Raw genomic sequence first — 19,742 nt, forward strand, 5'->3', positions numbered from 1 at the left:
CGTGCTACGTTCGGCCCATGACCGATTCTGTCGTACTGGATCCGGTCGATCTGCATCTGCTGCGGCTGCTTCAGAACGACGCCCGGACCACCTACCGCGATCTCGCCGCCCAGGTGGGCGTGGCGCCGTCGACCTGTCTGGACCGGGTGACCCGGCTGCGCCGCTCCGGGGTGATCCTCGGGCACCGCCTTGAGCTGGATCCGGCCAAGCTCGGGCGCGGTCTGGAGGCGCTGCTGTCGGTGCAGGTCAGGCCGCACCGGCGGGAGTTGGTGGGACCGTTCGTGGAGCGGATCCGGGCGCTGCCGGAGTCGCGGACGGTGTTCCATCTGACCGGTCCTGACGACTACCTGGTGCATGTGGCCGTGGCGGACATGGCGGACCTGCAACGGCTGGTCCTGGACGAGTTCACGGCGCATCGGGAGGTCGCCCGGGTGGAGACCCGGCTGATATTCCAGCAGTGGGAGTGCGGGCCGCTGCTTCCGCCGGTGTCGTCGGCCCAATCCCCGTGACGCGCGGTGGTCCGCCGTACGAGGATGGACCGCATGTCACAGACCAACAGCCCGCTGCCCCGTCAGGTCGCCGACACCTTCGTCGACGAGCTCATCGCCCTCGATCCGATCACCGGTACTTTCCTCGGCGTCAAGGAGAGTTCGAGCCGGCTGCCCGACACCTCGCCGGCCGGCGCGGAGGCGCTCGCCCGGCTCCAGCGCGACACGCTCGCCAAGCTCGACGAGGCAGAGCGGCAGCCCGGTGCGGACAGTGACATCGAGCGTCGCTGCGCGCGCCTGCTGCGCGAGCGGCTCAGTGCCTCCCTCGCCGTGCACGAGGCCGACGAGAGCCTGCGTTCCGTCAGCAACCTGAGCTCCGTCGCGCACGCGGTGCGCCAGGTGTTCACGGTGACGCCCACCGCCACCGAGGAGGACTGGTCGGCGGTCGCCGAACGGCTGCGCGCGGTGCCGGCCGCGCTGGAGGGCTACCGGCAGTCCCTCGAACTCGGCCTGGACCGCAAGCTGTACGGCGGTCCGCGCGCCACCGCGACCTTCGTCGGACAGCTCGGCGAATGGGCCGACACGGGCGACGGCAAGGGCTGGTTCGAGCAGTTCGCGGCGTCCGGTCCCGAGGCGCTGCGCGCCGAGCTGGACGAGGCGGCCCGCTCCGCCACCGAGGCGGTGCTGGCGCTGCGCGACTGGATGCGGGACGTGTACGCGCCGGCGGTCGAGGGCGCGCCGGACGTGGTGGGCCGGGAGCGGTACGCCCGCTGGGTGCGCTACTTCAACGGCACCGACCTCGATCTGGACGAGGCGTACGCGTACGGCTGGTCCGAATACCACCGGCTGCTCGGCGAGATGAAGGCCGAGGCCGAGAAGATCCTGCCCGGCGCGGCCACGCCGTGGGTGGCGCTGGCGCACCTGGACGAGCAGGGCACCCACATCGAGGGTGTCGACGAGGTGCGGAGCTGGCTGCAGTCGGTGATGGACGAGGCCATCGAGAAGCTGGACGGCACCCACTTCGACCTGGCCGAGCGGGTGCGCCGGGTCGAGTCCCGGATCGCTCCGCCCGGCAGCGCGGCGGCGCCGTACTACACGCCGCCGTCGGACGACTTCTCGCGCCCGGGCATCACCTGGCTGCCGACCATGGGCCAGACCCGGTTCCCGGTCTACGACCTGGTCTCGACCTGGTACCACGAGGGCGTGCCCGGCCACCACCTCCAGCTGGCGCAGTGGAAGCACATCGCCGAGAACCTCTCCCGCTACCAGGCCAGCGTGGGCATGGTCAGCGCCAACGCCGAGGGCTGGGCGCTGTACGCGGAGCGGCTGATGGACGAACTGGGCTTCCTCACGGACCCGGAGCGCCGCCTCGGCTACCTGGACGCGCAGATGATGCGGGCCGCGCGGGTCATCATCGACATCGGCATGCACCTGGAGCTGACGATCCCGGACGACTCCCCCTTCCACCCCGGGGAGCGCTGGACGCCCGCGCTGGCGCAGGAGTTCTTCGGCTCGCACAGCAGCCGGCCCGCGGACTTCGTGGAGAGCGAGCTGACCCGCTACCTGTCCATGCCGGGGCAGGCCATCGGCTACAAGCTGGGCGAGCGGGCCTGGCTGCTGGGCCGGGAGCGGGCCCGGGAGCGGCAGGGCGCCGGCTTCGACCTCAAGTCCTGGCACATGGCGGCCCTGTCCCAGGGTTCGCTGGGCCTGGACGACCTGGTGGACGAGCTGTCGCAGCTCTGACGGTACGGGCCTGCGCCCGAGGAGCGGCAGGACCCGACGGGCGCCCACCGCGTGTGGGTGCCCGGCGGCGGCCGCGGCCGGGGCGGCGCAGGTCTGCCGTTCGGGGGTGCTCCGGTGGCGGTGGCCGGTGGCAGCGGGCTTGCTGGTGCCGGGGGTCACCGGACACAGGAAGCGAGCCGCGCATGCAGACCTCCACGCCCCCACGGCAGCCGTTGCAGACCCCGCGCGCCGCCGGCGTCGCCGGGATCGTCTTCGCGCTGCTGCTCGCGGCCGCCATGGTGCTGATCCGGCTGGGCATCCCGCAGGGCGCCGACGCGGTCACCGCCCAGCAGCCGGATCCCGCCCAGCTGAGCGCCGTCCGCGCGGCCCTGATGCTGGTGCCGTTCGCCGGCATCTTCTTCCTGTGGTTCGTCGGCGCCGTCCGCTCGCACGTCGGCGACGCCGAGGACCGGTTCATGGCCACCGTGTTCCTCGGCAGCGGCCTGGTCTTCACGGCCACCATGTTCGGCGCCGCCGCGGCGGCCGCGGCCGTGCTCGACACCGCTCACCCGGCGGGCACCTCGCCGTCCCGGCCCACCTGGAACTTCGGCCAGCACCTCGCGTACACGCTGATGACCGGGTACGCGATGCGGATGGCGGCCGTCTTCGCCTGTTCCGCGTCGGTGATCGGGCACCGCCTGGGCATCCTGCCGCGCTGGCTCACGCGGCTGGGCTTCCTGACCACCCTGGTCCTGCTGTTCGTGTCGGCCGCGGTGCCCTGGGCCGAGCTGGTGTTCCCGGCCTGGTCGCTGCTGCTCAGCGCGTACATCGTCATGGAGAGCTTCCGCCGCTCCGCCGCGGCCCCGGTGACACCGGCGCCCCCGGCAGCCTGACGGCTCACCCGATCGGCGGGCCCCGGCGCGCGACCGCGGGTCCTGGCTCCCATGCTGGCGTGCGGGGAGTTCTCCGCCGTCCGAGACCTGAACGACGGATCGCGGTACGCACCGGACCTGGCCACCGGAAGGGCGGAGCCATGATGCGCCTTGTCGTCGACCTCAACAGATGTCAGGGATACGCGCAGTGCGCGTTCCTCGCTCCGGACGTCTTCGCCATGCACGGCGAGGAGTCGCTCGTCTACAACCCGCAGGCCGAGCAGGAGCAGCGGGAGCGGGTGGCGCGCGCCGTCGCCGCCTGCCCGGTGCAGGCGATCACCGCCGACGGCCTGGACGGATGCGCGGGAGGGACCTCCGATGCCGCCCACTGACTATCTCGACTGGCTGCGGCGCGAGGGCCGGATCGTGGTCGTGGGTGCCTCGCTGGCCGGACTGCGGGGCGCCGAGACGCTGCGCGCCGAGGGGTTCGGCGGCGAACTCACCATGATCGGCGACGAGCCGTACGAGCCCTACGACCGGCCGCCGCTGTCCAAGGCGGTGCTGCTCGGCAGGGCGGCCCCGCACCACACCGAGCTGCCGCACCGCCGGGAGATCGACGCGAAGTGGCGGCTCGGTGTCGCGGCCACCGGTCTCGACATCGAGGCCAGGCGGGTCCGGCTGGCCGACGGCGACGAGGTCGAGTACGACCGGCTGCTGATCGCGACCGGGGTGCGGGCCCGGCCCTGGCCCAAGGAGGACGAGGCCCGCCTGGAGGGCGTGTTCACGCTGCGCACCCGGGACGACGCGGCCGCGCTGCTGCGCCGGCTCAAGGCCGGGCCGCGCCGGGTGTTCGTGATCGGCGCCGGGTTCACCGGGTCGGAGATCGCCTCGGCCTGCCGCGAGCAGGGCATCCCGGTCACCGTCGCGGAACGCGCGGGCGCACCGCTCGTGGGCGCCCTCGGCGGGGTGATCGGCGCGGTCGCGGCCGAGATGCACCGCGAGAACGGGGTGGACCTGCGCACCGGAGTCATGGTCACCGCGCTGGAGGGTGATCCGGTCGGGCGGGTGCGGGCGGTCCATCTGTCCGACGAGTCCATCGTCGAGGCGGACGTGGTGATCGTCTCGCTCGGCGCGACCCGCAACACCGACTGGCTGACCGGTTCCGGTCTCGGCGCGGGCCCGCGGGGCATCGCCTGCGACGCGGGCTGCCGTGCCTTCGACTTCCGGGGGATCGTCACCGACGACATCTTCGTCGCCGGCGATGTCGCCCGGTCCCCGCACGCGCTGTTCGGCTACCAGTTCCTGTCCCTGGAGCACTGGGGCAACGCGGTCGCCCAGGCCGAGATCGCCGCGCACAACATGATCAGCCCGAGCGCCGAGCGCAGGCCGCACCTGTGGGTGCCGGCGTTCTGGTCGTCGCAGTTCGGCGTGAACATCAAGTCGGTCGGGGTTCCGCCGATGGGCGAGCAGATCATGATCACGCAGGGTTCGCTGGCCGAACGCAGGTTCGTCGGGGTGTACGGCCACAACGGCCGGACGATCGCCGCGGTGAGCTTCGACAACACGCGGTGGCTGGAATTCTACCAGCGGGAGATCGAGCGGGGCGCGCCGTTCCCGGTGGAGTTCCCGACGGTGGACCGCCGTCCCGAGGGCCGGGTGCCGGTCGACTCCGACTTCCCGGACCCCGCCCTGCCGACGCACGGCCCCATGGTGACCCTCAGCGGCTACTCGCCGACCGACCAGCAGCTGGTCTTCCACCCCGCCCGCCACTGACCGCGCCCCGGCCCCGACGCTGCAAGGAACTGTCATGACGCAGACCTCGATGTTGCGCCAGATCACCGACTTCGCGAACCGCGCCAACCCGTACCCGCTGTACGAGGAACTCCGCAAGACTCCGGTGCTGCACGAGGAGGAGGACGGCCCCTACATCATCAGCACCTACCACGACATCGAGGCTCTGCTCCATGATCCCCGGATCAGCTCCGACGAGTCCAACGTGACCGTCGGCGGGGACGACGAGCTGTCCGGTCCGGAGGCGACGGGGCTGCCGCCGAGCTTCATCCGGCTCGACCCGCCGGAGCACGACCGGCTGCGCCGGATCGCCAACAGCTCCTTCGGGCCGCCGCACCGGCCGCACCGGATCGACGACATGCGCGGCCAGCTGGAGGAGATCATCACCGAGCTGATCGACGGCCTCGGGGACGCGCGGGAGATCGACCTGGTCGACCAGGTCGCCTACCCCTTCCCGGTCACCGTGATCTGCCGGCTGCTCGGTGTGCCGCGCGAGGACGAGCCCCGGTTCCGGGCCTGGGTCGACCCGATCGTCGCCGGGCTGGATCCCGACTCCCGCACGGCCGCCGAATCCCAGCGGACCGCGCAGGAGGCCCGGCTGCAGCTCGGCATGTACCTGAACGGGCTGGTGGAGCAGCGCACCAAGGAGCCGCGCGAGGACATGCTGTCCGACCTGGTGCACAGCAGCGGTCCGGACGGCGCCATGACGACCATGGAAGTGCTCAGCACGGCGGTGCTGCTGCTCATCGCCGGGCACGAGACGACCGTCAACCTCATCACCAACGGCATGCTGACGCTGCTGCGGTACCCGCAGTACCTGGAGCGGCTGCGCGACGACCCGGGGCTGTCGGTGCGGATCGTGGAGGAGCTGCTGCGCTACGAGCCTCCGGTGCAGCTGCTGCCGCAGCGCACCTGCATCGCCGACCTGGAGGTGCACGGGGTGACGATCCCCAAGGGTTCGCGCATCTGGTTCGTGCTGGCCGCGGGCAACCGGGACCCGCACCGGTTCACGGATCCCGACCGCTTCGACCCGGACCGCCAGGACATCCAGCATCTCGGCTTCGGCAGCGGCATCCACAGCTGCTTCGGTGCCCCGCTGGCCCGCCTCGAAGCCCAGATCGCGCTGGCCCGGCTGGCCGGCCGGCTCGACAACCCGCGGCTCGTCGAGGACCCGCCGCCGTACCGTCCGAACGCGGTGCTGCGCGGTCCGCGGCACCTCAACATCTCGGTCGACGGCATCAAGTGACGGTCGGTCAGGACTGGAGGCGGCGCAACTGCACCAGGCCCAGCCAGGTTTCCGGGCCGGGCCTGGTGTAGGCGGCGCGTACCGCGTAGGTGCCGGGCTCCAGCGGGACCCGCAGATGGTCGCCGCCCTCGGCCTCGCCGCCCGGCCAGGCCGAGTCGAACAGGACGACGGGGCCCGGAACATGCCAGCGGATCTCGTTCTCCCACACGGCGCCGTCGAGGGCGGCGGGCACCTGCGCCAGGAGTTCCTCCTCCGAGTTGGCGGCCGACCACCGTACGAAGGTGCCGTGGTCCGGCAGGAAGGACGTCGAGGCGGGTTCGTCGCCGAGTACCAGGGCCGTGCTGTCCCCGACCGGGAGCAGTCCGACATAGCCGTCGACCTCGCAGGCCCGGTCGTAGTCGGTGGCCAGGTCCTCGCTGTCGGCGCCGGCCCAGAACGGCAGGACCGTCTCCGGGACCGCCACCAGCGGGCCGCCGCCCGACTCCACCCACTCCACCGCGCCTGGATCCGCATATCGAGTCATGGGGTGAACCTACACGGACAGCGATGGCACAGGTTCGCCTCCGGGAATCAGCAACCGCAGTCGCCCGCGACGGGTGCCGTGAGCGGGTCCGGGGCGCGCCGCTCACGCCCCTGCCAGGTCGCGAACTCGAAGCCCTCACGCACCCAGTACTCGAATCCGCCGAGCATCTCCTTGACCTGGTAGCCGAGTTCGGCCAGTGCGAGGGCGGCGCGGGTCGCGCCGTTGCAGCCGGGACCCCAGCAGTACGTCACCACGGGCACGGCCTTGTCGAGGAGTTCGGCCGCCTGCTCGGGGATGAGCGCGGTGGGCAGGTGTACGGCGCCGGGGATGTGGCCCTGGTCCCAGGACTCGGTCGAGCGGGAGTCCAGGACGGCGAAGCCGGGGTCGCCGCCGGCCGCCAGGGCTGCGGCCACGTCGGAGACGTCGGCGTGGAAGGCGAGGCTCGCCCGGAAGTGGGCGGCGGCCTCGGCGGGTGCGGCGGGTGCGACCCGCAGGACGGGGCTGACGGTGCTGGCGGTCATGTCGGGCCTTTCGCTCACCGCCTGGGCGGCGGATCTCCATGCCCGGAAATCTACGGCCGGTGATACCGCTCCCTGAAGGTGCGACCCCCGGCTCCGCCCTTGTCCGGCCGGGGATTCCCTGTTATCCATCCCCCATGACCGACTTTTCCCCGGACGCCACCGACCGGCGCATTCTCGACGTCCTCCAGCGCGAGGGCCGGGCCAGCTTCGCCGAGCTGGCGCGGGCCGTCGCGATGTCCCCGAGCGCGGTGACCGAGCGGGTGCGCCGGTTGGAGGAGGCGGGCGTGATCCAGGGGTACGCGGCGGTGGTCGACCCGGAGCGCCTCGGCCTGCCGATCCTCGCCTTCGTCCGGCTGCGCTACCCCAACGGCAACTACAAGCCCTTCCACGACCTGGTCGCCGCCACCCCGGAGATCCTGGAGGCGCACCACGTCACGGGCGACGACTGCTTCGTCATCAAGGTCACCGCTCGCTCCATGCGCCACCTGGAGGAGATCTCCGGCCGGATCGGCACCCTGGGCTCGGTGACGACGAGTGTCGTCTACTCCTCGCCACTCCCCCGCCGGGCGGTCAGCACCTGAACCGCGCCCCGTAGGGGCGCGGGGAACTGCGCGACCAGCCACGACGGCGCCGCAGTCGCCAGACGGCAGATCGCGGCACTTCCAGCGGCGCACTCAGACCCCGTGCTGCAGCAGCGTCGAGCCCGATCTCCCCTTCACCACCTCCAGTTGGGCGTGGACGCGGCGGCGCAGGTCGGCGACGTGGCTGACGATACCGACGCTGCGGTCGCGTTCGCGCAGGGAGTCGAGGACGTCGAGGACCTCGTCCAGGGTCTGGTCGTCGAGGCTGCCGAAGCCCTCGTCGATGAAGAGGGTGTCGAGGCTGACGCCGCCCGCCTCGTCGGTGACGACGTCCGCGAGGCCGAGGGCGAGTGCGAGGGAGGCGAAGAAGGTCTCGCCGCCGGAGAGGGTGGCGGTGTCCCGCTCGCGTCCGGTCCAGGCGTCGACGACGTGCAGTCCGAGGCCGCTGCGGCCGCGTCCGGTGCGGTCGTCGGAGTGCACCAGGGTGTAGCGGCCGGACGACATGCGCTGCAGGCGTACGGTCGCGGCGGCGGCGACCTGTTCCAGGCGTGCGGCCAGGACGTACGACTCCAGGCGCATCCGGCGCTCGTTGTCGGCGGAGGTGCCGGCGGTGAGCCCGGCCAGGCGGGCGACCCGGTCGTACTCCTCGCGCAGCGGGGCGAGTCGGCGTACGCCCTCGGTGGCGCGGGCGGACAGCCGGTCGAGTTCGGCGCAGCAGCGGGCGGCCCGGTCGCGGGCGGAGGCGGCGTCGCGCAGGCGCCGGGCGGCCAGGGCGGCGGCGCGCTCGGCCTCTTCGAGGTCGGCGGGCGGCTGCTGGGCGGCGGCCGCGGTGTCGGCCTCCGCCAGTGCGGCACGCACCGCGGCCTCCTCGGACTGCCATGCGTCCAGGCGCCGTTGGAGTTCGCGGTGGGCGGTGTCGTCGAGGAGGGCGGCGGCCGCGGCCTGCGGGGTGTCGAAACCGGCCCGGTAGGCGGCGTCGGCGAGCCGGGCGTCGGTGTCCTTCAGATGCCGGGCGGTGTCCTCGGCGGCGCGTGCGGTGTCGGCGGCGTCGGTGAGCAGCGCCAGCTGCCGTTCCAGTTGCGCGGCCCGTGCGGACACGCTGGCGGCGCTCCCCCGGGCCTGGGTCAACTCGTCTTCCAGGGCGGTCTGTTCCGCGTCGAGGCCCTCGCGCCTGGTCAGCCGTGCGGTGGCCCGGACCTCGGCCTGCTGCCGCTCGGTCAGCCGCCGCTCGCGTTCCTGCTCGGCCAGCCGCAGTTCCTCGTGCGCCGCGTGCAGGGCGGAGCCGGCCCGTCGGGCCTGGGTGTACTCCCGCTCCAACTCGTCAGCCTGGGAGGCAAGTTGCCCGGTCGGGGTGTCCCCCGCCTCGGCGGTGGCGGCGGCCAGTGCCTCGCGTGCGGTGGCGAGCCGCCGCTCGTCCCGGTCGCGCTGCTCGTCGGCGCGCTGCTGGGCGGCGAGCGCGCGTTCCTCGGCCTCGCGGTCGACGTGGCCCGCGAACTTCTCGGCCGGCGCCGGGTGTTCGGTGGCCCCGCAGACGGCGCACGGCTCTCCCTCGGCGAGTTGCGCGGCCAGCTCGGCGGCGATGCCGTTCAGCCGCTGTTCCTTGAGGTCGAGCCAGTGCATCCGCGCCTCCACCGCCAGTTGCGCGGAGGCGAGGGCGGCGCGCTGGGCCTCGTCGGTGTCCCGGCCCAGCTCGTCCCGCAGCCGCGCCGCCGCCAGCCGCCGGCGGGCGGGGTCGCGCTGTACGGCGAGCCGCTCGGCGCGGGTCGCGGCCTCCTGGGCGGCGTCGATACCGGACTGGAGTCCCGCGCGCCTGGCGTCCCAGCCGGCAAGCCAGCCCGCGGCCTCGCGCAGGACGTCCTCGTCGTCCCGTTCCTGCCGGTCGAGGCGGCCCCGCTCGTCGACGACCTCGGCGAGCCGTCGCTCGGCCCGGCGCGCGGCCTCCAGCCCGCCCAGCTCCTCGGCGGCCCGGCGGGCGGCACCGGCGAGCCCCGCCGCACCGGCTCCCGCGAAGGTCTCCGGCAGCAGGCCACGCGCGCGCACCTCGGCGGCGGCCGCACCGCGGTGCCCCGCCTCGGCGGCCTCCCGCAGCTCCAGCGCCGGCGCCACCGCCGCCGCCTTCCGGGCCCGCTCCATCCGCGCCTGCGCCGCCCGGTGCTCCCCGGCCCGCTCCTCCAGCCGTACGGCCCGCTGCCGCGCCTCGGCGAACCGGGCCTGCAACCGCGCCAGTTCGCGTACGTCGGCCAGTGCGCGGTCGGCCGCGAACTGGGCCGACTCGGCGGCGGTGAGCCGGCAGCGGGCGACGGTGAGGCGCTCCCGTGCGGTGCTGCGGGCCACGGCCGCGGCGGCGAGGACGGCCGAGGCCAGGCCCGGCTCGCCCGGGGCCAGGTCCGGCAGCTCCATCGCGTCGCCGGCTTCCTGCTGCATGCGGTGCGCATCGGCCAGCAGCGCCGAGTCGCCCTCCCGGACCCGGGCCTCGGTCGTCTTCCGGCGCTCGGCAAGGCGCTTCTCGACGTCGGCGAAGCGCTGGGTGTCGAAGAGCCGGCCGAGCAGCTGGCCGCGTGCGCCGGCGTCGGCGCGCAGGAAGCGGGCGAAGTCGCCCTGGGGCAACAGCACGACCTGGCAGAACTGCTCGCGGCTCATGCCGAGCAGCTGGGTGATCTCCTCGCCGATCTCCTGGTGCGAGCGGCTGAGGTCCTTCCAGGCGCCGGCCGTCGCGTCGTACTCGCGCAGCCAGGTCTGGGCCTTGTCCAAAGTGGTGCCCGCGCCGCGCTTCTTGGGGCGCTCCCAGGGCGGCTGCCGGGTGATCTCCAACCGGCGTCCGGCGACGGTGAGTTCGAGGCGGACCTCGGTGCGGGTGGCCGGGTCGGCGTGGTCGCTGCGCAGGGTGAGGCCCTGGCCGCTCTGGCGGGCTCCGGGGACGGTGCCGTAGAGGGCGTAGCAGACGGCGTCCAGGACGGAGGTCTTTCCGGCGCCGGTGGGGCCGTGCAGGAGGAAGAGTCCGGCGGCGGAGAGCGCGTCGAAGTCGACGCCCTGCGAGCCGCCGAAGGGGCCGAAGGCGGTGATGTCGAGCCGGTGGAGTCTCATGCGGCCACCTCCGTGAGGCGGCGCGAGTGTGCCGTCACCGGGCCGCGCACGTGGTCGTGGTCGGTCACCGGGCCACCTCGCGTACCGCGCCGTCCGCGCGCACCGTGTCGAACGCCTCGCCCAGGACGGCCAGTTCGCGTTCGTCGGGGCCCGCGCCGCGTACATGGGCGACGAAGTCCTCGGCGATCTGCCGGTCGCTGCGGCCGGCGAGGCGGCGGGCGTAGGAGACGTCGGGGTCGTCCGGGGCCCGGTCGGGGGCGAAGACCAGGCTGAGGGTGTGCGGGAAGCGGTCGGTGAGGCGGGCCATGGGGTCGGCGGGGCGGACCGGGTCGGTGAGGGTGGCCTCGATCCAGGCGTCCTCGTGCGGGGTGAGTGCGGGGTCGGCGAGCAGGTCGTCCAGGGTGCCGCGGATGCGGGCCAGCGGGCGCGGGACCGGGCAGTCGAGGCGCTCGGCGGTGACCGCCCCGTCGGCGTCGAGGTCGACGAGCCACATGCTCTTGCGGTGGCCGGTCTCGGAGAAGGAGTAGGCCAGCGGGGAGCCGGAGTAGCGGACGCGTTCGGTGAGGGTCTGGCAGCCGTGCAGGTGGCCGAGGGCCACGTAGTCGACGCCGTCGAAGACGCCGGCCGGGACGGCGGCCACTCCGCCCACCGTGATGTCCCGTTCGCTGTCGCTGGGCTCGCCGCCGGTGACGAAGGCGTGTGCGAGGACGACGGAGCGGGTGCCGGGCGCGCGGGCGGCGAGGTCGGCGCGGACCCGGTCCATGGCGGCGGCCAGCACCGTCTCGTGCCCTGCCTTCTCGACGGCGAACTCGTCCTTCACCAGGGCGGGTTCGAGATACGGCAGACCGTAGAACGCGACGCCCCCGAAGGCGTCGGGGAGCACGACGGGCGTGCCGACGGCCGACGGCTCGGTGCGCAGATGGATGCCCGCGCGGTCGATGAGACCGGCGCCGACGCCGAGGCGGCGGGCGGAGTCGTGGTTGCCGGAGATCATCACCGTGGGCACGCCGAGACCGGCGAGCCGGTGCAGAGCGTCGTCGAAGAGTTCCACCGCGGCGAGCGGCGGCACCGCGCGGTCGTACACGTCCCCCGCCACCACCACGGCGTCGACGGAGTGCTCGCGCACGGTCGCCACGAGGTGGCCGATGAACTCGGCCTGCGCGCCGAGCATGTTCACGCGGTGGAACGTCCGGCCCAGATGCCAGTCGGAAGTGTGCAGGATTCTCACGAAACCACCCCGACCTGCACGCTTGCCCCTATTTCACGCATTTGACCCGAACAAACCGGCATGAAATGGCATGAACCGGTACGAGGACTCCCCCGTCAACACCTGCCACGCTAACGCATTTCACCCCCGGCTCACGCGTCTCCGTACGCCTCTCCGCCCAGTTCGAGGCCGGCCGTGCCCGCCGTCGCGTCGGCGAGCCAGGCTCGGAAGGCGGCCACGTCGGCGTCCGGCAGGCCGATCTCGATGGTGACGGCCTCGGCGTAGCGGACGTCGCGGACCTCGCGGCCGGTGGCGCGCAGGTCGTTCTGGACCTTCCCGGCGCGCTGGTGGTCGACGGTCACGGTGGCCAGCCGGAAGCGGCGCCGGGTGAGGGTGCCGAGGGTGTCGAGGGCCTCGCCGACCGCACCGCCGTAGGCGCGGATGAGCCCGCCGGCGCCGAGCTTGACGCCGCCGTAGTAGCGGGTGACGACGGCGACGACGTACCGCATGTCGCGGCGCAGCAGCATCTGGAGCATGGGGACGCCGGCGGTGCCGCCCGGTTCGCCGTCGTCGCTGGCCCGCTGGGTGGCGGCGTCGGCGCCGATGACGTAGGCCCAGCAGTTGTGGGTGGCGTCGGCGTGCTCCTTGCGGACCGCCGCGACGAAGTCCTGGGCCTCCTGCTCGGTGGCCGCCGGGGCGAGGGCGCACAGGAAGCGGGAGCGGTTGACCTCGGTCTCGTGCGTGCCCGCGCGGGCGACAGTGCGGTACTCGTCCTGCATCCGCCCAGCCTATGCGGACACGTCCGCTACTCCTTCCGCCCCCGGGCCACCGTCACCTCCGTCAGCAGCGCCGTCCCCGGGGCCAGGGCCGACCACGCGGTGCCGTGCCAGGCCAGGACGGCGATCGCGGACGTCGGGAACTTCTTGCGCACCTGCTCCAGAGTGTCGTCGAGGCCGTCGCCCGCGAGGTCGAGGACGAGTTCCTCCAGGCCGGGGTTGTGCCCGACCAGCAGCAGCGTCTCCACCTCGGCCGGCACCTCGCGTACGACCGCCAGCAGGTCGGGCACGTCGGCCGCGTACACCCGCCGGTCGTAGCGGACCGGCGGGGGCGTGCCCCACTGGCCGGCGGCCAGCTCCCAGGTCTGCCGGGCGCGTACCGCGGTGGAGCACACCGCGAGGTCGGGCAGGCAGTCGGACTCGGCGAGGGCACGGCCGGCGGCGGGGGCGTCGCGGCGGCCGCGGTCCGCGAGCGGGCGCAGCCGGTCCGGGACGCCCTCGGGCCAGGCCGACTTGGCGTGCCGCAGGACGACCAGGCGGCGCAGCGGGCCCACGCCCGCCCGGGTGATCACGCCGCCCGCCCGAGGTCGCGGGTGAGCTCCAGGGCGAGCAGCCGGTCGGCGTAGGCGCAGGTCTCGAAGCGGGCGCCGGGCGGGATCTCGGGCTGGTCCTCCATCCAGCGCAGCACGCCGAGCACCCCCGGCACGTCGAGGTCGTCCTCCCAGGCGTCCCGCAGCCGGCCCCGGACCTTCTCGGGCACCGGCCGCGAGGGGCTGCGCGCCCAGTGCGCCACCGACTGCCGCAGCCTGCCGAGCCGTCGTCCGGCCGCGTCGAGGGCGCCGGCGCCGAGGTGGACGGCCGTGCCGCGCGGGGCGTCGAGGAGGGCGAGCCGGAGTGCGGCGGGGTCGTCGAGCGTGCTGAGGACACCGGCGTCGGGGCCGTCGGCGGGGGCGACGGCGACGGTCACGCCGGCGCCGTCCACGGTTCCGCCCGCGGCCGTGACGTGGACGACCTGTGCCTCGCCCAGCCCCGCGGCGAGGTCGCGGCCGTCCTCGAAGGGTCGGATGCCGAGGGTGGTGGCGGCGGCGTGCAGTTCGGCCTGGTGGTGGTCGGCGGTGAGCAGGGGCAGGACCGGGGTGCCGCCGAGTTCCAGCGCGCGCAGCAGGAGGTCGGTGGTGAGCAGGACCCGCAGGGCCGTCAGGTCGTACCCGGAGGCATGGACCTCGACCCGGGTCAGGGCACGGCGGGCGGAGACGGCGGGGACGGTCTCACCGGTCTTGGCGTCGAGGATGCGCAGCACGGGCTGAGCGTAGGCGGGCGAAGGACTGCACGGAGGCACCTTGCGACGATTCAGGTCACCGTGGCGGGACATGCGGGACATGCGACCCTCCTGCCGCGCGGACTGTCCCGACGGTACTGCGCGGGCCCGGTCCGGGCCAGGGAATCAGGGTCCGGCGGCCGCTGTCGGCCACGGCGGATGTTCCCCGAGCCCAGGAGGCCGACGGTGTACGGCGACGAAGCGACGATCCGCAGGATTCTGACCGGGACGGGTGACACCTGGACGGTGGTCGGGCCGTCAGCCAACCGGGGGCAGGCGGCGTACGGGGGGGCGCAGGTGATCCGCTCCGGGACAGTCCAACCGGCTGAGGTGCGGGACACGTCCTGCGGGCTCTCGGTCGGCGCCATGCCCACGCTCCCGTCCTGGCGGCCTGACGGTCACTGCCTGCCGCTACGGACGACTGGGAGCGAGCGCGAGCGTGGATAGGGGAAGAGACCGGACTGCCGGCGCGGAGGTGCTTCCGGTGCCGGCCGGCCAGAGGTGCGCGTGGGTGACGGTGGGTGAAGTCAGCCGCTCACCACACCTAGAACCGCGCCGGTGCCACTCTTGTGACAGTCCTCAACACTGCGCCGATGTGTCCGCTGAGCCCACCGAGCACGCTGCGTACGTGCTGCGTGAAGCGTTCGGTTACGCCTACGCTGAGATCGCTGAAATCCTTCCGGGCACGGCCTCGGTGTCACACCTTGCCGGGCTGTCCGGTCAGTAGTGCGTACCAGCAGTTCTGGCTAGGAGGGCCAATGGACGCACGCCTCAACTACTACGGCAATCCCCTCGCAGGCAAGGTGCTGAAGCACCTCCTCTCCGCCAGCAAGGTGCTGTCGGACTCGACGCTGCCGGCCACCATTCAGTATCTGGTGGAGGTCCGCGCCAGCCAGATCAACGGCTGCGGCTTCTGCACCGACATGCACACCAAGGAGGCTGCCCACGCAGGCGAGACCTCGGTGCGGCTCAACCTGATCGCGGCCTGGCGGGAGGCAACCGTCTTCACCGAGGCCGAGCGCGCCGCGCTGGAGCTGGCCGAACAGGGCACCCGCGTCGCGGACGCGGCCGGTGGGGTCACCGACGAGGCCTGGGCGAACGCCGCCAAGCACTTCGATGAGGACCAGCTCGCCGCGCTGACGACCCTCATTGCCGTGATCAACGCCTACAACCGCATCAACATCATCACCCAGCAGCCGGCCGGCAGCTACAAGGTCGGCATGTTCGGCTGAGCCGGTTTCCTCGCGGCCCGGTATCGGGTGCAGGCGACCTTCGGTCGGCAAGGGCCGGCCCACCGTATACCCGACCCCTCTGTCGGCGCACTCATGGCTCGATTTCCACGGCGCGTTGCGCTCTCGATGCTGCAGCCAGCCGAATTATGCAGACCGCCGGCAGGGGGCCGGGTGATATACGGGCTCGCTGCCCGCCAGGCAAGAGGCGCGCGGCGTGTCACAGATGCGGGCCGCGCTTTGTCTTCACTGTAAAGCAAGTTTTTTGTGGACCCGGAATGGCCGACGCGAGATCGTCCGTTCCGGGCAGATCTACGGAGGTGTAGCACAATGCACGAAATGCACTCAGAGGACGGCTTCGGACCCAAGATGCTGGCGGACGTCAAGCCGCCTTTCATTCCCGAGGGCGCCTCGGGGATGACGGTCCTTGTCGAGTGGGCCCCCGGTAACCCTGGGACTCCCCCGCACCGCCACTCGGGGCCGTGTTTCGGCTACGTGCTCGAGGGAGCCGTCCGGTGGGAGCTTGAGGGTGAGCCGGAGCACGTGATCAAGGCCGGTGAGACGTTCTGGGAGCCGGGCGGTGATGTGATCCACTATCAGAACGGCAACGCCTCGTCGGATGCGCCGGCCAAGTACATCGTGTTCATGATGTGCGCGCCGGGCCAGCCGATGCTCACGCTGGTCGACGACGAGGAACTGGAGAAGCGGGCCCATCTGCGCGCCCCGCGGCCCACCGACTGACCTCCCGCCTGTGCACAGACCGGTTCCGGACGGAGCCCGTTCGGTCCGTGGGAGGACGCGGTAAGGCATGAGCGCCACCGATGTCGTGTACTGCATGCTGACAGCGCTGTTCACGGCCGCGGCCGTCCGCGCACTGCGGCATGCCCTCGTGTCACGGAGTCTTGGATGGCGCAGCCGAGTCGACCATCTCCTGCACACCGCCATGGCTCTGGCCATGGCGGTGATGCCGTGGAACTGCGGTCCCGGGCTGCCGGAGCTGCCGCAGACGGTCTTCTTTGCAGCCGCTGCTCTGTGGTTCCCGCTGACCGCTGCCGGCTGCCCTCAGCGGTCGAGACCGACCGCGACCGCACGGCGGCTGCCGTACGCGGTCGGCATGGCCGCGATGGCCTGGATGACGCTCTCCATGGCGAGCCCGTCGCACGAGCCCGTGGCCGAAGGTCTCCCGTCGGAGCGCCAGGCCGTGAACCTCGGTCACTCCGCGGGGGAATCGAAGGCCGGCACCGTGGTCACCGGAGTGCTGGCGCTGTACCTGCTTGTGAGCGCTCTTCGGTCACTCACCCGTGGCATGCCCACGCTACGCGGCGTTTCGGACGCCGTAGCCATCCCCACCGGCACGAGGGGGCCTTACGGCGGCTTCTGGGACGGATCGATGGCTTTGGGAACGGTCATCATGCTGCTCGTACACCCCTGACCGCCGTGCACCCGGACCACGCAGGATGCGGCCGACGTCGGGGGCGGGCAGAGCTCCATCGGCCGCAGCAAGCCGATCGCCCTGTCCGGAGGCGCAGGGCGCCCCCTCGGTCGAGCGCAGCAGGACAGGCGAGGTGGGCGTTCTTGTCGGTGAGGACGTCGCCCTTGACGACGGCGAACATCCCGGCGCCGGGGTCGGTGACGACGCTGCGGTGGTCGCCCTTGTGGGACAAGGTTCGTGCACTCGGTCCAGGGCAAGAGCGGGCGGCGGCTACCGTACTCACCCGAGTGGCCGCCTCGTTCGCTGCACGTGTGCTTCGCCATGGAGGCGCCCCGTCGCGGAAGGCCTCGGTGTACTGCCGGCCGACGCCAACCGGGTGTCCTGTCAGCAGGGCAACCACGGATCGGCGTCAGCGGTCTCTTCCTTGCGCATGCTGAAGGCAGCTGTGTCCGTCCTGTGTGAACCCTGCGGTATCAAGTCGGCGTTCACGCGGCGATCGCCATTGAGGACGAACGTCTCGCCCTCCTGCCCCGAGGACACCTGGACGTATTCGGCGCAGTCCACTGGGCACGCGACGAAGCAGGCTCTGTCCCTGGCGTCGGCGCAAGGCTGCCAGATCATTGCGACCCAGTGCCCGCCGGAAGCTTCCGCGGTCACCGAGCCGTCGGGTGACCCGGCGTGGAAATCAATCCCTTCGTGGGCCCTGATCGGGCGACGGGACAGGATCATTCCGGCAGCCGCGCAGGAGGCGACGGCAAAGGTCGCGAACACCAAGGTGAGGGAGATCAACTCCTCGCACCTCTCCCTGGTCTCCCATCCCGGCACGGTGGCCGACCTCTGCTCATCCGGTAAGTCGCCGGAACACGGCTTGGGTTCACTCACCCCGCCCACCCCAGCAGACGCCGGACCACGGACCCACGACCTCCGACCGCACCCCACACCCTCAGACGGCCACGAACCGCTCCGCGCAGCCCCGTAAGTTGCGAGACCGCTCAGCACTCACCGGCCGGACCCGGCCACAACGCCCGCACCGCGTCAGGCACCTCGGCCACAACAACCGGATCGAGCAGAGCCACTTGGAGGATGTAGCCGGGGAGGATGGAAAGCATCGTTGAAGCGATCGCCTCGGCCGTCGCGTTCGCCGGCAGACCACCGCGTTCCTGGTGGTCACGGACCGAGGTGACCAGATTGGCGCGGATGCGGCCCATGAGATGGTCGAGCTTTCGCGCCAGCGAGCGGTTGCGCATGGCCTCTCCCCAGACCAGAACCGCGAGGCCGGCCACGCCCTCCTCGACGGACTTCGCCCGAATCACATCGAGCAGTTCCGCCATGACCGCCCCCATGGATTGGCCCTGCCGGTTCGTGGCGACGGCGAGCGTGATGTCGAGGACATCGCGCATGTTCTCCTCGGCGATCGCGAGGATCACCTCGTCCTTGCTGGTGAAGTGTCGGTACACCGCGCCCGCGGACAGCCCCGCCTCCGCGAACAGATCCTGCATGGACGTGGAGTGGAACCCGTCGCGGAGGAAACAGCGGCGTGCCGCGTCCAGGATCTGCTCGCGGCGGGCGTCCATGTGCTGCTGGGTGACCTTGGGCATGAGGCCAGTCTAGCAAAGAAAACGAACATTCGTGTTGACGTTCGTCAACGCGCAGGCCAGAATGAGATTCAAGAAAAACGATCATTCTTTTTTACGAGAAGGGCGAGCTGTGAGGAACCCCCTGTCAGGACACCGGGCATGGCGGGAAGTAGCCATTGCCGCCATCGCGCTGCCCATAGTGATCACTCTGGCGGTGATGGCGTTCGCCTGGCCGGCGGGGCGGATCTCGCCACGCGACGTCCCGGTCGGGATCGTGGGCACCGGGCCGGCCAGCCAGCACGCGGTGGAGGGACTGACCCGTGGGAAGCCCGGCGCGTTCGACTTCCGCCTCTACCCCGACCAGCAGGCCGCGCGGTCGGCGATCAAGAGCCGGGATGTCTACGGCGCCTTCGCCGTCTCCGGCCACAGCATCACCGTGCTGAAGGCCACCGCCGCCAGCCCCTCCGTGGCCCAGCTTCTGACCGATGTCGGACAGCAGTTGGCCGACAGGGCCACCCGGCAGATCGCCCAGCAGAAGGCCGCCCGGCAAAAGGCGGACGGTACGCAGCCCCCGGCGAAGGCCCACAAGCAAGCAGCCGCCAAGCAGGGGGCCGCCGGTGCCGACTCCTCGGCGAGGGTCCTCGTGAAGGCGGTCGACGTGGTGCCCGTCGCCACGGAGGACCCCCGGGGCGTGGTGTTCAGCTCATCGGTCTTCCCGCTCACGATCTGCGGCATCCTGATCGGAGCGTTTGTCACGATGGCTCGCGGCCTGGCACGCCCGCGGCACCGAGTGCTGACACTTCTCGTCGCGTGCGCCGTCGCGGCCCTGGGCATCTATCTCGTGGCCCAGGGTTTCCTCGGGGCGCTGCCCCACAACCACGTGGCCACGTGGGCGATGTTGTCGCTCGACCTGCTCTCCATCAGCGCCACCGCCGCCGGCGTGGTCCGACTCCTCGGGCCGGCCGGCCTTGGGCTCAGCGCCGCGCTCATGGTCTTCGTGGGAAACGCCTTCTCCGGCGCCACCTCCGCTCCGGAGATGCTCCCCAAGGGCGTGGACTACGTCGGCCAGTGGCTGCCCCCCGGCGCCGGAGCCAGCCTGCTTCGCGACACCACGTATTTCGACGGCAACGCCGACGCAGGCCACCTCGCCGTCCTCGTTCTGTGGACCGTCTGCGGGCTCACAGCAGTCATGTTCGGCCACTGGGTCATCAGGGAACCCCGCGCCACGAAGACCAGTGCGACGGCTTCCGGGGAGTTGCTCCCGGCCCTGCCGGGGTCCGGCGCTGCCTTGTCGGTTCGGCGTCACGCGCACGCGCACGCCCGTCGCCACGACGGTGACGGCTGACACTGAGCGCTTCATGCGTGCAATCAGGCC

At 72.2% G+C, this 19,742-nt stretch carries 20 protein-coding genes and 1 pseudogene; 11 read left to right on the top strand and 10 right to left on the bottom strand.

Annotated elements, in window-relative coordinates:
* The first annotated feature begins 17 nt into the window (after positions 1-17).
* From SSP29_RS38220 to SSP29_RS38245, 6 genes are all read left to right on the top strand, one after another.
* On the top strand, positions 18-509 hold the full coding sequence (locus SSP29_RS38220) for an Lrp/AsnC family transcriptional regulator (RefSeq protein WP_089105517.1): 492 nt from the start codon (positions 18-20) through the stop codon (positions 507-509).
* 33 nt (positions 510-542) lie between these two features.
* Positions 543-2,231 (top strand): DUF885 domain-containing protein, encoded by a 1,689-nt coding sequence (locus SSP29_RS38225; protein WP_089105518.1) that lies wholly within the window; start codon positions 543-545, stop codon positions 2,229-2,231.
* Positions 2,232-2,413: 182 nt separating this feature from the next.
* Positions 2,414-3,103: a hypothetical protein gene (locus tag SSP29_RS38230; protein ID WP_089105519.1), complete on the top strand. Its 690-nt coding sequence runs from the start codon at positions 2,414-2,416 to the stop codon at positions 3,101-3,103.
* A gap of 143 nt (positions 3,104-3,246) precedes the next feature.
* A complete protein-coding gene (locus SSP29_RS38235; RefSeq protein WP_089105662.1) occupies positions 3,247-3,474 on the top strand; it encodes a ferredoxin in 228 nt (75 codons plus the stop codon).
* Positions 3,461-4,855 carry an NAD(P)/FAD-dependent oxidoreductase gene (locus SSP29_RS38240; protein WP_089105520.1) on the top strand — a complete coding sequence of 465 codons (1,395 nt, stop codon included), beginning with the start codon at positions 3,461-3,463 and terminating at the stop codon, positions 4,853-4,855. Before SSP29_RS38235 ends, SSP29_RS38240 begins: the two co-directional genes overlap by 14 nt.
* 34 nt (positions 4,856-4,889) lie before the next feature.
* Positions 4,890-6,119 carry a cytochrome P450 gene (locus SSP29_RS38245; RefSeq protein ID WP_089105521.1) on the top strand — a complete coding sequence of 410 codons (1,230 nt, stop codon included), beginning with the start codon at positions 4,890-4,892 and terminating at the stop codon, positions 6,117-6,119.
* Positions 6,120-6,126: 7 nt separating this feature from the next.
* Here the strand turns inward: SSP29_RS38245 and SSP29_RS38250 are convergent, their stop codons facing one another.
* Together SSP29_RS38250 and SSP29_RS38255 are read right to left on the bottom strand one after the other, a co-directional pair.
* A complete protein-coding gene (locus SSP29_RS38250; RefSeq protein ID WP_089105522.1) occupies positions 6,127-6,642 on the bottom strand; it encodes an immunity 21 family protein in 516 nt (171 codons plus the stop codon).
* Positions 6,643-6,689: 47 nt separating this feature from the next.
* Positions 6,690-7,163, bottom strand: coding sequence for a rhodanese-like domain-containing protein (locus tag SSP29_RS38255; protein WP_089105523.1), 474 nt, complete (start codon positions 7,161-7,163; stop codon positions 6,690-6,692).
* A 134-nt stretch (positions 7,164-7,297) separates the two neighbouring features.
* On the opposite strand from SSP29_RS38255, the gene SSP29_RS38260 reads away from it, so the two are divergent.
* Positions 7,298-7,744 (top strand): Lrp/AsnC family transcriptional regulator, encoded by a 447-nt coding sequence (locus SSP29_RS38260; RefSeq protein WP_089105524.1) that lies wholly within the window; start codon positions 7,298-7,300, stop codon positions 7,742-7,744.
* 93 nt (positions 7,745-7,837) lie between these two features.
* On the opposite strand, the gene SSP29_RS38265 is transcribed toward SSP29_RS38260, so the two are convergent.
* The 5 genes from SSP29_RS38265 to SSP29_RS57085 all read right to left on the bottom strand — a co-directional run bounded on the left by SSP29_RS38265 (position 7,838) and on the right by SSP29_RS57085 (position 14,111).
* Positions 7,838-10,828 carry an AAA family ATPase gene (locus tag SSP29_RS38265; RefSeq protein ID WP_089105525.1) on the bottom strand — a complete coding sequence of 997 codons (2,991 nt, stop codon included), beginning with the start codon at positions 10,826-10,828 and terminating at the stop codon, positions 7,838-7,840.
* A gap of 64 nt (positions 10,829-10,892) precedes the next feature.
* Entirely contained in the window at positions 10,893-12,056 is a 1,164-nt protein-coding gene (locus tag SSP29_RS38270; protein WP_089105526.1) for an exonuclease SbcCD subunit D, read from the bottom strand.
* A gap of 131 nt (positions 12,057-12,187) precedes the next feature.
* A complete protein-coding gene (locus SSP29_RS38275) occupies positions 12,188-12,814 on the bottom strand; it encodes a YigZ family protein (RefSeq protein ID WP_089105527.1) in 627 nt (208 codons plus the stop codon).
* 26 nt (positions 12,815-12,840) lie between these two features.
* A complete protein-coding gene (locus SSP29_RS38280; protein ID WP_089105528.1) occupies positions 12,841-13,383 on the bottom strand; it encodes a SixA phosphatase family protein in 543 nt (180 codons plus the stop codon).
* Entirely contained in the window at positions 13,380-14,111 is a 732-nt protein-coding gene (locus SSP29_RS57085) for a hypothetical protein (RefSeq protein ID WP_089105663.1), read from the bottom strand. Before SSP29_RS57085 ends, SSP29_RS38280 begins: the two co-directional genes overlap by 4 nt.
* Positions 14,112-14,887: 776 nt before the next feature.
* On the opposite strand from SSP29_RS57085, the gene SSP29_RS38295 reads away from it, so the two are divergent.
* From SSP29_RS38295 to SSP29_RS38305, 3 genes are all read left to right on the top strand, one after another.
* On the top strand, positions 14,888-15,361 hold the full coding sequence (locus SSP29_RS38295) for a carboxymuconolactone decarboxylase family protein (RefSeq protein ID WP_089105529.1): 474 nt from the start codon (positions 14,888-14,890) through the stop codon (positions 15,359-15,361).
* A gap of 327 nt (positions 15,362-15,688) precedes the next feature.
* Positions 15,689-16,099, top strand: coding sequence for a cupin domain-containing protein (locus SSP29_RS38300; protein WP_089105530.1), 411 nt, complete (start codon positions 15,689-15,691; stop codon positions 16,097-16,099).
* Positions 16,100-16,166: 67 nt separating this feature from the next.
* On the top strand, positions 16,167-16,790 hold the full coding sequence (locus SSP29_RS38305) for a DUF5134 domain-containing protein (RefSeq protein ID WP_089105531.1): 624 nt from the start codon (positions 16,167-16,169) through the stop codon (positions 16,788-16,790).
* 127 nt (positions 16,791-16,917) lie between these two features.
* Here SSP29_RS38305 and SSP29_RS60410 read toward each other — a convergent pair.
* The 3 genes and pseudogenes from SSP29_RS60410 to SSP29_RS38320 all read right to left on the bottom strand — a co-directional run.
* Positions 16,918-17,025 (bottom strand): annotated as a pseudogene (locus SSP29_RS60410) (LysR family transcriptional regulator); the annotation flags it as partial.
* Between the two features lie 149 nt (positions 17,026-17,174).
* Entirely contained in the window at positions 17,175-17,579 is a 405-nt protein-coding gene (locus SSP29_RS60415) for a hypothetical protein (RefSeq protein ID WP_150135698.1), read from the bottom strand.
* Positions 17,580-17,782: 203 nt separating this feature from the next.
* Positions 17,783-18,388 carry a TetR/AcrR family transcriptional regulator gene (locus SSP29_RS38320; protein WP_089105534.1) on the bottom strand — a complete coding sequence of 202 codons (606 nt, stop codon included), beginning with the start codon at positions 18,386-18,388 and terminating at the stop codon, positions 17,783-17,785.
* Positions 18,389-18,449: 61 nt separating this feature from the next.
* Between SSP29_RS38320 and SSP29_RS38325 the strand changes: the two genes are divergently transcribed.
* Entirely contained in the window at positions 18,450-19,712 is a 1,263-nt protein-coding gene (locus SSP29_RS38325; protein ID WP_368669281.1) for an ABC transporter permease, read from the top strand.
* Positions 19,713-19,742 lie beyond the last annotated feature (30 nt).

It is taken from the genome of Streptomyces hyaluromycini (genome assembly GCF_002217755.1).
Lineage (GTDB): Bacteria > Actinomycetota > Actinomycetes > Streptomycetales > Streptomycetaceae > Streptomyces > Streptomyces hyaluromycini.

What these genes read in the sequence shown, in the direction of transcription:
- SSP29_RS38220 (WP_089105517.1), top strand. Translation starts at nt 18, where the DNA reads ATGACCGATTCTGTCGTACTGGATCCGGTCGATCTGCATCTGCTGCGG.
- SSP29_RS38225 (WP_089105518.1), top strand. Translation starts at nt 543, where the DNA reads ATGTCACAGACCAACAGCCCGCTGCCCCGTCAGGTCGCCGACACCTTC.
- SSP29_RS38230 (WP_089105519.1), top strand. Translation starts at nt 2,414, where the DNA reads ATGCAGACCTCCACGCCCCCACGGCAGCCGTTGCAGACCCCGCGCGCC.
- SSP29_RS38235 (WP_089105662.1), top strand. Translation starts at nt 3,247, where the DNA reads ATGCGCCTTGTCGTCGACCTCAACAGATGTCAGGGATACGCGCAGTGC.
- SSP29_RS38240 (WP_089105520.1), top strand. Translation starts at nt 3,461, where the DNA reads ATGCCGCCCACTGACTATCTCGACTGGCTGCGGCGCGAGGGCCGGATC.
- SSP29_RS38245 (WP_089105521.1), top strand. Translation starts at nt 4,890, where the DNA reads ATGACGCAGACCTCGATGTTGCGCCAGATCACCGACTTCGCGAACCGC.
- SSP29_RS38250 (WP_089105522.1), bottom strand. Translation starts at nt 6,642, where the DNA reads ATGACTCGATATGCGGATCCAGGCGCGGTGGAGTGGGTGGAGTCGGGC.
- SSP29_RS38255 (WP_089105523.1), bottom strand. Translation starts at nt 7,163, where the DNA reads ATGACCGCCAGCACCGTCAGCCCCGTCCTGCGGGTCGCACCCGCCGCA.
- SSP29_RS38260 (WP_089105524.1), top strand. Translation starts at nt 7,298, where the DNA reads ATGACCGACTTTTCCCCGGACGCCACCGACCGGCGCATTCTCGACGTC.
- SSP29_RS38265 (WP_089105525.1), bottom strand. Translation starts at nt 10,828, where the DNA reads ATGAGACTCCACCGGCTCGACATCACCGCCTTCGGCCCCTTCGGCGGC.
- SSP29_RS38275 (WP_089105527.1), bottom strand. Translation starts at nt 12,814, where the DNA reads ATGCAGGACGAGTACCGCACTGTCGCCCGCGCGGGCACGCACGAGACC.
- SSP29_RS38295 (WP_089105529.1), top strand. Translation starts at nt 14,888, where the DNA reads ATGGACGCACGCCTCAACTACTACGGCAATCCCCTCGCAGGCAAGGTG.
- SSP29_RS38300 (WP_089105530.1), top strand. Translation starts at nt 15,689, where the DNA reads ATGCACGAAATGCACTCAGAGGACGGCTTCGGACCCAAGATGCTGGCG.
- SSP29_RS38305 (WP_089105531.1), top strand. Translation starts at nt 16,167, where the DNA reads ATGAGCGCCACCGATGTCGTGTACTGCATGCTGACAGCGCTGTTCACG.
- SSP29_RS38320 (WP_089105534.1), bottom strand. Translation starts at nt 18,388, where the DNA reads ATGCCCAAGGTCACCCAGCAGCACATGGACGCCCGCCGCGAGCAGATC.
- SSP29_RS38325 (WP_368669281.1), top strand. Translation starts at nt 18,450, where the DNA reads ATGAGATTCAAGAAAAACGATCATTCTTTTTTACGAGAAGGGCGAGCT.